Source organism: Nostoc sp., from assembly GCF_036917315.1.
In the GTDB taxonomy this organism is placed as follows: Bacteria; Cyanobacteriota; Cyanobacteriia; order Cyanobacteriales; family Nostocaceae; genus Nostoc.
In genome coordinates this window covers 216668-230068 of record NZ_JBALDR010000034.1, presented here as the reverse complement: position 1 = coordinate 230068, position 13401 = coordinate 216668, and the positions used below count along the sequence as shown (strand labels likewise).

Below are 13401 nucleotides of genomic sequence, written 5' to 3'. Positions count from 1 at the left end.
TTACCTGGAGACGTGAACTTAATCACGTCTTTTTCTTATTTGGAGTTTTTTCAATAGCGCTTCTGACGCTTCACCATTTTTGCAAAAGGCAGGGAACAATGGGTGCATTTCCCTAGTTCCCAATCAGCAGGGATTGGAAATGGTGTCTCACAGTTAGTACATTTTGTTAATAAACCCAACTGGTGGCGATCGCACTTCATTTTCTCCTTAAACTGCCACTCAATGCGGTGACAAGGAGCTTCTGCATAGCAAGCACCACATAACCGAATTGGTCTGGGTTTCATAGTCATACCCTTTGGTGGCAGCATCTCATATAACCTCTCCACCTGCACACCAATCAGCTTACTCAAAGCTTTTAATTCCTCAAGACTCGGAAAGGGATTGAAATAAAGCTTCTCCCATCGCGTTGTGATAGCACCAAGACCAGTAATTTTTCCTAAAGAATATCCTGAAGGAAGACTGTTAGCCTTAAATCGGCGCAAGCGTCCTAGATAATGACTGATGCTTTCATTTGGGTATGGCTCAACATAGCCCAACCTTGGCAGAATGTCATAATCTTCATTTATTGCTATTTCTATTTTCTGGGGGAATGTATTTTCTGCCATACCGACTAGCGATTTTTTCTAAAATGCTTTGATCAACTTTGCCAAAGCCATGCTTGAGTGAATGTAAAACTGCCTTCGTCAGTATTTTGACTAGCAGTCCTATTCGCGCACCTGTACTTTCGGCTAGAATCTCGAATATAGTTCCCTCAGATAAATTAGAAGCTTCAGGCAGAGCTAGAATATCGAATTCAATTGTACTTAGTGTTTTCTTAAAATCATCGTATTCTAGGCGGTCAAACTCATACAGTGTTGGAAAGCTAGTCAACAAATCAAAATCGGCCAAGATTTTATCTAGCTCCTGTCCTCCAACTAAGACGACAGGAACATGACATTCGTCAAAAAGTTGTTTGAGGTCTAGCAGTGCTTCTCTTTGGAGATTTTCAGCATTGTCAATAATGACCTGTTCTATTCCAAATAATTCAAGACTACCAGCCAATCTTGGACGTAAATCTACCCGCTTACCTGTTGGTGCTGCGTGGTTAATATCCTTAAGAATTTGCGAAAATAGACGCTTGGAACTTGATGCTGACCAAGCTCTTACATACGAAAGTTTTTTCCTATCCTCTTGGCGATAGTGAAGAGACGCTCGGCTTTTCCCCACATCTCTGGGGCCAATTACTCGACCGCATTGTTTCAGTATCCGCAACTCATCTAACCATCTGAAATATTCTGAAGCACGATCGGTTGGTATGAAGCAATTATTGAATATCTCTTCAACTTCAACGACTTTAGCAAGTTGAGCATTTAAATCTAGCTCAGGAGCTAAGGCTTCAACGGAGGACTGAATAGCAAGTTGCGATCGCGCCATAAATTACCAAATTTTCTTCAAATGTTGTTTACGGTTAGGGACAAGCAGCTTGTGTCTCTCCTGCTCTTGAATGTCAGCTTGACCAGATAGTTCTGGTTGCAGCTCTGTTTTCGGAAGCTGTATTTCTTCCCTTGAAACTCTCTCTGGCAAGAGTTCCAGTTTGTCATCTCTCTTTGAAGAAACATTAGCTCTACTTTTCCTCAGTTCAACAACATTTGAGGTTTTCTTGGAAGCTGAACGTAGACGCTTTTGTTCTGAGCGTCTTTTTTCCTTTTTGTCTTCTTTACGTTCCTCTACAAGTTCCTTCCGTTTACCTAATGCTAATAAGGCATCATAGTTAAAATGCTCCTTACGAGCTTGACTTCGCTCTTTATTCAAGGCTTTCAATTCTTCTATACTCAAATCATGGGTATCCATGTTGACGGCATGAGCATAGCCCAAAAAATCTTCTAAATTATCATTAGTTTCGCAACTGTAGATATATAAAGTCAGAATATGGTCTGGATCATATCTAAGCGTTACAAATTCACCTCTATATGCATTGAGTGATTCTCCTCGATAAATCAGGTTCTCAAACTGTATAGATCCATGCGCTTGAACAACTCGTTGCGCTTCTTTCATCAAACAGATATCTAATTCTCGCTCATCCAAAGGTTCAGGTAGTTTTCTTCCCATTCCTGTAAACCAGCGCTCAAATCTTGTTTCGCGGGGATCTTTGGGATATGGTTCGTGGTTATAAATATCACAAAAGAAACTAGCTAGGATCTTGTCTATATCTTGTATTGTCAAACACGCTTCTTTCTCTGCATTTTTGGGGCGTTCCTGAACATTTGCCCCTGTATAACCAGGTAAATCTTTGAGAACTTGAGTATTAATAGTTTTAAAAATACGTTCTACAATACCGCCTTCGGGAGGGCGATCGCGTAGTTCACACTTAAATCCTAGTTTCTTACCAATGGCTTTAAGATGTTTTGAGCGAAAATCTTTTCCACCATCAGTAAAGAAATATTGAAAAGGAGTCCCGCATATTTCCCAAACTTTATTTAACTTATAATCATCAGGATAGTTTTTGGGCAAAATAGCGTGCCTTAAAGCTAAAGCCACCTCTGTAGAACCTGGTTGTTTGATCCATAAGCGGAAACCAACAATACAGCTTGAATAAGTATCCACAACAGTAGTTAGCCAAGGACGGTCAGACAATAAATTACCATCACTATCAACTATGCAAATATCCAGCTTAGTATGGTCGCATTGAATAATTTGGTTACTAAAGTCAGCCTTCAGTAGCTGTCCATCTCGTGTTACAACTGTCATCCAAGATCCCGAACCCGGATTTCTGACTTTTGTCTTCTGTTTATGTTGTGCGATCAAAGGATCTAAAATCCTATAAACAGTAGCTTGATGAGGATAATCTCCTGGTTTCAGCTTAAGGTCAACGAGCGCGTGTCGCTTTACTTCGCGAACTATAGATGCTGGTGAAATTGGATGTTTGTTTTTAATACTTTCTTCATAAATTGCTTTGATAAATTCTTGCCAGTCTTCGCTGACTCGATGTTTTCCCTTATCTGAGCGTTGTACTCCTGCTGATTCTGATAATTTGTCATCATGGTATTGCTTCAGGAGACGTTCCACCTGGCGAGTAGAAACACTAAGAGTATTTGCAACAGCCTGCTTTCTCTGAGACTTAATCGTGCGATTCGGTGATTCAGCAAGCCACTGGATCAGATTAAATGTCAGTTTATGCCTATCTAATGTTTCCAGAATAATTTGGGATGGATCTATAACAAAATTACTCTTGTCAAGAAAAATTGCATCTGGAGCTTGCGTTAATTCTTCCGTGAATTCAAATTGTTTGTCTGCCATTGGAGTGAAAAACACTCATGAATAATTAAGGTACTAATGTACCATTAATTGACTAAGGATGCGACATACAATTTGATAAATGCCTAAATCTTAACAAACGACATTTAATTTGACAATCTAGGATTTGCGACCTAGAAAATGCGAATTAGGCAAATTTATTGTCTGCGTGAGTAAATAGTTTATAATCCTTACAGGATAAAGGTTTCAGGTATTTATATGCGGTTGCGACACTACCTGCGAATTGCGACATTTAATTAGCGAATGTACATCCATTTTTATAAACTGAAAATTGCGCCGTTTTTCGCTAACCAATCTTTTCTTTCCACGCAGTCAGGTAAGATTCGCTCTAGCCTGTCCCAAAAATCTCTATTGTGGTTGGGTTGAACTAAGTGAACCATTTCATGAACTACGACATATTCAATCATCGCATTAGGAAGCAAAGCAACCCGCCAGTGGAAATAAATATCACCTTTCGGGTTACATGAACCCCAACGATTACCGAGTTCGCGCACTTGGATAGAAGTAGGTTTTGCGCCGATTCTGTTAGCGATAGATGTAGTAATTAATTCTAAATGTTGTTGAATATGACCGCGATACCACTGAGTAAATAAATCTCGACCTTGCTGTTGATGCGATCGCTAAAGTTCAAAGCGTCCTTGGTAAAGTCTAAGTGGGTTGTTTGCGCTATCTACTAATTTCAGGCGATAGCTGCGTCCTAAATAGTGGAAGCCTTCGCCAGGTTAGGTGTTATGCCAATACATCACCTCGTTATGCCAATGCATCGGCTTGTTATGCCAATGCATCGGCTTGTTATGCCAATACATCGCCTCGTTATGCCAATACATCGGCTTGTTATGCCAATACATCGCCTCGTTATGCCAATACATCGGCTTGTTATGTTAATGCATCGCCTTGTTATGCCAATGCATCGCCTCGTTATACATCCATATTTTTAAACTTGGGGACTCATCCCTTAGAGTAATTACGAACTTGTACTGAGTTTCGACACTTCTCTTCGAGACGCTCCGCGAACGACAAGCTAAGTGCATCGCTGCGCGGTAATCGAGCGAAGTCAAGATTCAACTACCGCACAGCCGTTGGTCTGACTTTGCGATTAGCAGAAATTTGCTTTTACTTCGTGGGTATTAGCACTCATTGATAGCGAGTATAAACAAAGCTAGCGTTAATGACTTTTTTATTAACTTACTCTCTGTTTAATCCATCAATTAAATAAATGTCTTTAGTTGCATCCGTCGATTCGTGCGCTCGCGCACCACAAGTTGGACTGAATCAAAAAGACAATTACTAAACCAGTTTAGAGTATAATAATTTGCTCATTCAATAAATGCTTGTCGAACAGTAAATGCAAAAATGAATGCTTCAAGCTTCAGTAAAAACCTTTCATACGTGACTGTCTCTCCGAGAATCTTCATTTTGAACCTGTGTATCAGTTAAAACTTACAGCAACACCACTACGTGATGATAATGTTGATACCTATCGCTACTTTGGCAATATAACTTTTAATAAAAAATAATCCGTAAGAAATAGATTTAACCCCAAAACTCCATGTTACATTTAACCCATTGTTAACCTATTTTTTACTTGATTGAGCTATCCGGTAATTGAGGAAATGACTAAAACTATCAGTAGTCGCGAAAAATTAAGTGCGTCGGGTAAAATATCATCTGACTTAATCTCTACACAACAAAGTAATAAAAGTAAACATATTACAACTAAAGCGATGACACAGGCAACGCAGTCACAGCCCTCAGGTGGCTTGGAAATAGTTCATGTAACTACCGGGCGCGTGCGACTCCGTACCACTGACAGTAGTCTTAACTCGATACTGGACAGCATAGCCCAAGATTTACGCTCCTTAGAAGGAGTGAGGGAAGTTACTGTGAATGAGCAGACGGGCAGTTTGGTGGTTAATTTTGATGAAGATAAACTGTCATTACCGCAAATTTTGGCGCTAAAATCCGATATTGAGATCCAACAGCCGCAAGCTTCGTTTGATTCAGCTAGCAAGACTGATCCCTTTGCAGCTTGGAAATCGCCTTCATTTTGGAAAGAGCAAGGTATTTCCTTAATTCCGATGATGACAGGCTTGGCGGTAACAGGAGGGTTGGGAATTCATGGCTGGGTATCGATTCCAGTTTATATGATTGCGGCGGATGCAACCCGTGGTGTAATTGGTTATCTTGGCTCTCAAGTTCCGACATCAGAAAAAAACGAAGGTAATAACACCAGTTCGGCAATAAAAAGCGACATATCCGAATCTACTATCCAACCAGAAAATAGCAAGGTGGCAGCACCTGCAAAGATTGACTACAGTGTAGTCCATGCAATTGGTGGGCGTATTCGCTTCAATGTACCAAAAATTGCCCAAGATCGAGCTTATGGGCGGCGACTTGAGAGAATAGTGAAAACTGATGCCCAAGTTACCAGCGTGCGTATAAATTTTGGTGCAGCATCGATCGCGATCGCTTATCAGTCTCGTGATATTCCATTATCTTATTGGGTGAGTCTGATGGAATTAGCGTTGGAGATAAACCCACCAACACTAGGGATGACAACGACGAAACAACCCCTAGAAGAAGTTAGTCAGACTCCTGAAATTACAAACGCAACAACGACAAATCATACAACTCCCGTTAGTCAGACTGCTGAAGTTACAGACGCAACAACGGCAAACCATACTACTACCGTTAGTCAGACTGCTGAAGTTACAGACGTAACAACGGCAAACCAAACAACTCCCCAGTTATCCAGTCTGTGGAGTAGCCTAAAATCGCCTGCGATGTCTTTATCCTTAGGTATGATGGCGAACTTACCCTTGGAAACCTAATATACAGTTTCAAATTGCGGAATACTGGAGGGCAATTATGACTGGTTTAAATTTAGAAACGGCAGCAAATTTAAACAAAAAAGAAGAGCAAACAGTCACAGACGAGACTAATTGCCCAGCAACGCCGTCTTCAAGGGTAGCATATAGCATTATTTGTGCATTTCCCGGACAAGTGGCGTTTTGCATACCCCAGATTAGCGAAGATCCAAAATATGTGCAACGTCTTCTCGCCTTGCTTGCTAATGAGCCTTTGGTAATCAATCAGCAAGTCAATAATAGTATGGTAGGGTCAATTGCTATTACCTATAAATCTGATGTAATGTCAGATGTTGAGATGCGATCGCATTTGGCTAATTTGATTCAGTTGGCTGGTAATAAAGAAGTGGTATCAGCATCTGCAAACCAATTCCAATCATGCTCAACTGTGGTAACAACAGAAGACAGGCAGGATAGGAAGCCAAAAATCCCAGCAGAAAAGCAGAAATCAGCAACATTCTCCTTATCCTTTGCGGATGCGTCAGTCTCTAAGACTAAAAGCAATCCGGTATCCTCGACTCATTCTGTAATTCAACAACCAAAAAAACCTGTAAAAGTAGCTTATAGCATTGCTTATGCAATTCCCCGAAGGGTGCGGTTTCGTGTGCCTCGAATTGCTTGCGATCCAAAATATGTCCAACGGTTAGAGACATTACTCAAATCAGATTCTACAGTTACAAGTGAGCGAGTTAATAGCGCTGCGAAATCAGTTGTCATTACCTATAAAACTGGGATGATGCAGAATTCTCAGAAGCGAGTGCAGAACTTTTTGTCAGCAGCAATATCTCATCTAGCCAATCTAATTGAATCTGCCAACGATCCCGCCACAGCAATAAGTTAGCTAACGAATTCAGCAAATTACAAATAACCAAACTGTTGATAGCTAATCAATCTCACAGGATTGGTGGCTAATTTGCTCTCTTTATCTCAGTAAAGAGCCTAATTTTCATCGAAGTGTAAAAATTTTGGATTAAAGAAAAGAATGGCAAAAGTAGCACTGCAACTACCATCACCCCCAAAATCTCAATTCACTGTCTTGGAAGGGAATGGAAAAGTTTCTTTAATTGACACTAATGGACGCTCTCAAGGAGAGTTGCCCAACGTTACCTACAGCGTTGTCCATACAACTCCAGGAAGAGTACGGTTTCGCTTACCTCGCTTACGCCGTGATGCAGATTATGCCAAGCGTCTGGAAGTATTGTTGTCAGCAGATGCGCTGGTGAAGAATGTCCGTGTCAAGCCTGCGGCAATGTCAGTTGCAGTTACTTATAAGTCTGATAAAGTTTCTGATGCGAAGATGCGATCGCACCTTCACGATTTGATTCAGGCTGCAAGTGAAGTAGTCGTTCTCAAAAACTCTACATCTTTATCAGAAACGGAAAAAGAGCCATCTTGGCCAGGTTTACAACTCTCCGCCGTTGCAACTACTTTAGCAGTACTAGGAGGGCCGTTAGGATTATCGATCCCGCCTTTGATAGTGGTGCTTCCCATCGCCATTGCTACACTACCGGTTCTCCAACGAGCCTGGGAAGGTATTAGGGTAGAACGAAAATTGAATATTGACTTTTTGGATTTGATGGCGATCGCTATTACTACCTTCCAAGGGCAATTTCTCACACCATCGCTGATGCTGGGTTTAATTGAAGTAGGCGAAAATATCCGCGATCGCACGGCTCGTTCTTCTGCTCAACAAACTCTAGATTTACTTAGTTCTCTAGGGCAATTTGTCTGGGTGGAACGCAATGGCGACAAACAACAAATTCCCATTCAAGATGTGCAGCGTGGGGATACAGTGATTGTTTACCCTGGCGAACAAGTGCCGATTGATGGTAGCATTTTGCGAGGTAAAGCCCTGCTAGATGAGCAGAAACTAACTGGCGAGTCGATGCCGGTGCTGAAGAAAAAGGGACAACCAGTTTTCGCCTCAACGTTGGTACGAGAAGGACGAATTTATATTCTCACAGAACGGATAGGCAACGATACCCGCGCTGGACAGAGCATTAAGTTAATGCAAGAAGCACCTGTCCATGATACCCGGATGGAGAATTATGCCACGAAATTTGCTCAAAAAGCGGTTGTGCCAACTTTGCTACTTGGTGGGGCAGTATTTGCCGCAACTCGCAACCCTTCACGGGCAGCCAGTGTTTTAACTCTAGACTTTGCTACAGGGATTCGAGTATCAGTCCCCACAACAGTTTTAGCAGCATTAACTTATGCTGCCCGACGGGGGATTCTCATCCGTAGCGGACGGGCGTTAGAACAACTAGCAGAAGTTGATACCATAGTTTTTGATAAAACCGGGACACTAACTAAGGGAGAAGTCGATGTTGTCAGTTTGGAAAGTCTCAATCCAGCAACCTCAAGATTGCGGGTGTTGGAATTGGCAGCCGCCGCCGAACAACGTTTAACTCATCCAGTCGCAGAAGCAATTGTTCGCTATGCCCAAGCAGAGCAAGTGGAAATTTTGCCGCGTAGTAAGTGGGACTATCAACTAGGTTTGGGTGTGCAAGCTCTGATTGATGAAGAGACAGTTTATGTTGGAAGCGATCGCTTTTTGCGTTCCAGTGGCATTGATACCGAAGCGTTAAATGGTCAGCAAAAATCTCCAAATTCAGCGATTTATGTAGCTAGCAACGGTCAACTTCAAGGTATTATTAAATATAGTGACCTTCTCCGTCCCGAAAGTCGGGAAGTCATCACAGCACTTTCGACAGTCGAAGGTGTAGAAATTCACATGCTAACCGGCGATAATAAGCGAACTGCTACAGCCGTTGCTGCTGAACTTGGTATTTTGCCAACGCATACTCACGCAGAAGCTTTCCCAGAACAAAAGGCAACAGTTGTCCGCCAACTGCACGAACAAGGTAAGACAGTTGCATTTGTAGGTGATGGGATCAACGATTCGCCAGCTTTAGCCTACGCCGATGTTTCCGTATCCTTTGCCAACAGTTCTGAGATAGCCCGCGAGACAGCAGACTTAGTGTTGATGCAGAATGACTTGCATGGTTTATTAGAAGCGATCGCGATCGCTCGTCAAGCCAAACAATTGATTCGGCAAAACACAGCACTTGTTGCCTTTCCTAATTTAGCAGCAATGGCGATCGCCGTTTTCTTTGGTCTTAACCCCTTAGCTGCAACAGTAGTCAACAATGGCTCAACCGTAGTTGCCGGAGTCAACGGTTTGCGTCCAATTCTTAAAAATCGTCAACATAAAGCTCTACCATCGGCAAGATGATACAACTATGCCGCCAAGAGTATCTTAAAAAGCTTTCCGAGGTTTCTTAATTAATAGGAGAAAATTGAACATGGCACCTAAAATTAGTGATTTTGTTGAAGATGCAGGCGCTCCCGGTATCATAGCCGGAATTGGTGCAGTCCTCTTAGCACCCGTTTTATTGCCCATTGTCGCTGGAGTTGGTAAACCCTTAGTCAAATCAGTCATCAAAGGCGGAATTGGTCTTTATGAAAGAAGCAAAGGAACCATTGCAGAAATGGGCGAAACCTGGGAAGACATGGTAGCCGAAGCCAGAGCAGAACTTGCTGATGAAAAAGAAACCCCCGTGTTTGAAGCCACTGCCACCAATGGCGATAATGTCGCCGATAATGGTGTCTAATTTCATCAGCCCATTAGCAAGTTAAATTCTTTGCCATAGGCGACTTCCAATTCCCCTAATAAAAGAACCCCACCCCCAACCCCTCCCCGCAGGCGGGGAGGGGAGACAAAGCACAGCTTTGGCGGGGTGGGGTTCTCCGGGTTTAATAAGTAATCAAGCGGACATTATTATTCCTCTGTGTTCTCTGCGTCCTCTGCGGTTCGTTTTCCATTAATTTTCCACTCATTCCTGTAGATAACAAACCTACAACAAAAAATCCACTATCACACAAGTAAAAAAGGTGGTTGCATGTTGACAAATGGTTATAGCACCTACAATAAAATGCCGCAAATTATAGACAAACCCTCTTTCAAAACACCACAAAAACCGATATCTACAAAAGTTGTAAGTTCGACTCCCGGAAGATTGCGATTGAGAGTAGCTCATTCCCATCGTCAACCAAAAGAAATGCAAAGCATCGCCAATGCTTTGTCAGCAAATTCTCACATTAATCAAGTTAAGACAAATGTCCATCATGGCAGTATTCTTATCAATCATGATGGTAAAGATGGCAGTCTAGAAAACGTGCTAGCAACACTTAAAGATTTAGGAATAATTTTTGCCGATGTTACCGAGGGTAACACCGAAGCATCAGCAGGAGTATCATCTGCGGTTGTTGACTTAAACCAGCGCGTTAAACAGTCAACACATGGTGCTTTTGATCTGCGGATTCTTTTCCCTGTGGGATTAGCTAGTCTTTCACTGCGGCAATTACTGAATAAAGGGTTGCAGTTAGAAGTTATTCCTTGGTATGTTTTAGCATGGTATGCTTTTGATAGCTTTATTAAGTTGCATGGAACTAGCCATAAACGATCGCCAAACGAGTAACTAAAAAGCTTAATTAATCTGCCAAACCTTGATGGTTTTATCAGAACTACCACTAGCAAGAAAATGACCATTCTGGCTAATAGCAATAGAGTTTACTGCCCCTGAGTGTTCTGTAATAGTTTGCAATAACTCTCCCGTCCGCAAATGCCAAATTTTGATGGTTTTGTCTGCGCTACCGCTAAAAAGAATTTCTCCATCAGGACTAACAGCTAAGGATCTAACCTCTTCTAAATGTCCAGTCAAGGTGTGTAGAACTTTACCTGTAGCTAAATGCCAAACTTTGATAGTTTTATCTGCGCTACCGCTAAAGAGCATTTCTCCATCAGGGCTAATGATTACTGATTTCACCTCACCTGAATGTCCGTTAATGGTGCGTAATGGATCTCCCGTGCGTGGATTCCACAACCTAATTTTGCGATCGGAACTAGCACTAGCAAGGATTGTACCATCAGGGCTGATAGCAGCAGCATAAACTGCTGATGAATGCCAAAGGGTGCAAATGCGTTGGCATAGCCCGCCGGAGGCATCGCCTTTATGCAAATTCCAAATTTTGATTTTATTACTGCCACTAGCAAGAATTTGTCCGTCAGGACTGATGGCGATGCAGTTAACCGGTTTTTGATGTCCTAACAGAGTGTGGATTAGTTTGTCAGAATTGAGTTTCCATACTTTGACATTACTTTTGGGATGTTGGGAACTACCAGCAGCGAGATAATGTCCATCAGGACTAATTGCAACAGAAGAAATTTCGCCTAAATCTTTTGTGAGGGTGCGAATAAGTTTGCCGATTTTAAGATTCCATACCTTGATGGTTTTATCTGCACACCCGCTAACTAAACTCTCAGAATCAGGACTAATCACGACAGATGTCACTTTTTCGGAATGTCCAGTTAGGGTGTGGCTGAGAACGATATGTTGTAGTGTTACTTGGTGTTTGAGGTTGGCGACGCAATTTAAAATTTCCTCAACATCAGCAAGACTCTGACTATCACCGACTGCAACAAAATATTCTCTTAACTTTTTGACATATTCTTCATCTTTGACGCTGACGGCTGATTGCATTGCCTGAAGCGGGTTTGTAGAATCCTGTAGTGATATTTGGCGTAGTTGTAACCATGTATTCACAGAATAATCAAGCTGTTCGTTTGCCCAAGAGCGTAGTTTACCGCCGTAAGCATCGCTTAAATGAGATAAACTCTGGGCTAATTGCAAAGCCAATTCTGGAATCCAGTAACAACGCTCATTTTCCAGAGCTTGGTAAACTTGTTTGTAACCAGAGGCGATAACTTCTATTGATTGTAAATCAAAAGTATCTGACAACAAACTCGGCAGCAACTCTGGTAGTAGCGGAGGTACACCATGATTAACCAGGTGGTAAGCATCTGCTACCCAACCTGCAACCAAACAGTGATAAGTAATCAAAACCTGGCAAAGGTTTTCAAAGTCTTGACGGTTGACTTGATATTGTAAAGATAACTTACTAATATCAATTCCTTTCTCATTCCATTTTTCTACCTTTTCTAAAATTGCTAAATTAACAACATTCTCTTTGCCTATGTGATTAATTTCCTCGCTTTCTTCTCCCAATGCCAGCAGTTCATCTCTAATCTTTTTCCATTCTAAGGCTCGTCTTTTAGCAGACTCTACCAGGATTTCTCGATAAGGTAAACGAGCAATTGTTTTATAATAATAATAACCTTGTCCCAAACCCCAGTAGGCAATCCGAAAATTTAAATAATCGCCATCATTTTCTGACTCTAAAATCAAAGTTGGCTCTGTCTTCAACATTCCAAACAGAGCCTTAATACTTGATTCACTGTGAAAACGCTTACTATCCCAAGCTCCTGCTAATAATTCTGTTGGTCTAACTTGATTGTGTAGAGAGTAATGCTTGTTAAGAAAATCTCGTAATCCTTCAGCCAACATTAACTCAATTTTGGAAATTGTTTCATCTCTATTATCGCCAAATTGGTCAAAATGTATCTGAGGAGGAGCGATAAAAATTTTCAGTGGAGCGCGTTCATAATTGGTGCGATCTAAAATCTGTGAAGGATATAATCTTAAAGGCCAGCTATCAAGAATTTTATTGACTTCTGGCAACTTGAGCGCAGTTTCTCGCTCTTGAGCAGCTATTCTTAATTGCGTTTGCTGATTGTCGGCTACTAATTGCTGTTGGAAAATTCTTTCTTGTTCAAAGTCTTCAACATAACTGCTTTTTTTATTTGAAGGATTTAGAACTTTGAGTATTTCGGGAATTACTTCAATCGATTCATATTTACTCAGAGCTAAATCTTTACTTCTCTTTTGTACTAGCTCTGCAACAACAGGTGCAAACTCTAGTACCAGTTGAATTAGTAAGCTTAACCCTTGCTGCATAAACAAATACCTAGAAATTAAATAAAATAAATAAGCAAGGCTTGCATGAAATCAGGGCAATACTCCCATCCACTAAATTCATACATACTCTTGATCTTACTACTTGAGAGTATAGCCTCTCAACCATAAACTATTAAATTGCTTATATGTCAATAAGTCTATGTCATGAAATACTTGTGAATAAAAATGATAATCATCTCAGAAGGGAGGGGAGAGAGCAAGGGTTTAAGTACAAAGCCAAATCTCGGTTTTACTGGCTTGAATTAAGTACGATGCTGAATCTGCGAATATATTGCTAAGTGCCTTTTACCTTCTTCAACCTTTCTCCTCTTGATTATTTCATTATTATTAACGAAGTACAGTCTTAAATAAACTTAATGAAC

Annotated in this window: 10 protein-coding genes and 1 pseudogene; 6 read left to right on the top strand and 5 right to left on the bottom strand. The window is 41.3% G+C overall.

Annotated features, from left to right (window positions below; all coding sequences use genetic code 11):
- Nucleotides 1-50: 50 nt before the first annotated feature.
- The 4 genes and pseudogenes from V7K84_RS16400 to V7K84_RS16385 form a co-directional block, all read right to left on the bottom strand.
- Complete coding sequence (locus V7K84_RS16400; RefSeq protein ID WP_334839523.1) at nt 51-605, bottom strand: TniQ family protein; 555 nt, start codon at nt 603-605, stop codon at nt 51-53.
- Nucleotides 559-1413 (bottom strand): ATP-binding protein, encoded by an 855-nt coding sequence (locus V7K84_RS16395; protein ID WP_334839521.1) that lies wholly within the window; start codon nt 1411-1413, stop codon nt 559-561. The genes V7K84_RS16400 and V7K84_RS16395 overlap by 47 nt, the downstream gene beginning before the upstream one ends.
- A 3-nt stretch (nt 1414-1416) precedes the next feature.
- Complete coding sequence (locus tag V7K84_RS16390) at nt 1417-3276, bottom strand: transposase (RefSeq protein ID WP_334839520.1); 1860 nt, start codon at nt 3274-3276, stop codon at nt 1417-1419.
- 275 nt (nt 3277-3551) lie between these two features.
- Nucleotides 3552-3896, bottom strand: a pseudogene (locus tag V7K84_RS16385) (M48 family metallopeptidase); the annotation flags it as partial.
- 59 nt (nt 3897-3955) lie between these two features.
- Here V7K84_RS16385 and V7K84_RS16380 point away from each other — a divergent pair.
- The 6 genes from V7K84_RS16380 (at nt 3956) to V7K84_RS16355 (ending at nt 10642) form a co-directional block, all read left to right on the top strand.
- Entirely contained in the window at nt 3956-4258 is a 303-nt protein-coding gene (locus V7K84_RS16380) for a hypothetical protein (RefSeq protein WP_334839519.1), read from the top strand.
- Nucleotides 4259-4907: 649 nt separating this feature from the next.
- A complete protein-coding gene (locus V7K84_RS16375) occupies nt 4908-6125 on the top strand; it encodes an HMA2 domain-containing protein (RefSeq protein WP_334839517.1) in 1218 nt (405 codons plus the stop codon).
- A gap of 37 nt (nt 6126-6162) precedes the next feature.
- Entirely contained in the window at nt 6163-7002 is an 840-nt protein-coding gene (locus V7K84_RS16370; RefSeq protein ID WP_334839515.1) for a hypothetical protein, read from the top strand.
- 141 nt (nt 7003-7143) lie between these two features.
- A complete protein-coding gene (locus V7K84_RS16365) occupies nt 7144-9396 on the top strand; it encodes a heavy metal translocating P-type ATPase (RefSeq protein ID WP_334839513.1) in 2253 nt (750 codons plus the stop codon).
- Between the two features lie 70 nt (nt 9397-9466).
- Complete coding sequence (locus tag V7K84_RS16360; protein WP_334839511.1) at nt 9467-9775, top strand: DUF5132 domain-containing protein; 309 nt, start codon at nt 9467-9469, stop codon at nt 9773-9775.
- Between the two features lie 288 nt (nt 9776-10063).
- The gene (locus tag V7K84_RS16355) at nt 10064-10642 is read left to right on the top strand and encodes an HMA2 domain-containing protein (RefSeq protein ID WP_334839509.1); all 579 of its coding nucleotides are present in this window, start codon (nt 10064-10066) and stop codon (nt 10640-10642) included.
- Nucleotides 10643-10651: 9 nt separating this feature from the next.
- Here V7K84_RS16355 and V7K84_RS16350 read toward each other — a convergent pair whose 3' ends face one another.
- Nucleotides 10652-13018 carry a WD40 repeat domain-containing protein gene (locus V7K84_RS16350; protein WP_334839507.1) on the bottom strand — a complete coding sequence of 789 codons (2367 nt, stop codon included), beginning with the start codon at nt 13016-13018 and terminating at the stop codon, nt 10652-10654.
- Nucleotides 13019-13401 lie beyond the last annotated feature (383 nt).

Coding starts and splice junctions, on each gene's coding strand:
- V7K84_RS16365 (WP_334839513.1), top strand. CDS start 7,144: ATGGCAAAAGTAGCACTGCAACTACCATCACCCCCAAAATCTCAATTC.
- V7K84_RS16370 (WP_334839515.1), top strand. CDS start 6,163: ATGACTGGTTTAAATTTAGAAACGGCAGCAAATTTAAACAAAAAAGAA.
- V7K84_RS16400 (WP_334839523.1), bottom strand. CDS start 605: ATGGCAGAAAATACATTCCCCCAGAAAATAGAAATAGCAATAAATGAA.
- V7K84_RS16350 (WP_334839507.1), bottom strand. CDS start 13,018: ATGCAGCAAGGGTTAAGCTTACTAATTCAACTGGTACTAGAGTTTGCA.
- V7K84_RS16395 (WP_334839521.1), bottom strand. CDS start 1,413: ATGGCGCGATCGCAACTTGCTATTCAGTCCTCCGTTGAAGCCTTAGCT.
- V7K84_RS16390 (WP_334839520.1), bottom strand. CDS start 3,276: ATGGCAGACAAACAATTTGAATTCACGGAAGAATTAACGCAAGCTCCA.
- V7K84_RS16355 (WP_334839509.1), top strand. CDS start 10,064: ATGTTGACAAATGGTTATAGCACCTACAATAAAATGCCGCAAATTATA.
- V7K84_RS16375 (WP_334839517.1), top strand. CDS start 4,908: ATGACTAAAACTATCAGTAGTCGCGAAAAATTAAGTGCGTCGGGTAAA.
- V7K84_RS16360 (WP_334839511.1), top strand. CDS start 9,467: ATGGCACCTAAAATTAGTGATTTTGTTGAAGATGCAGGCGCTCCCGGT.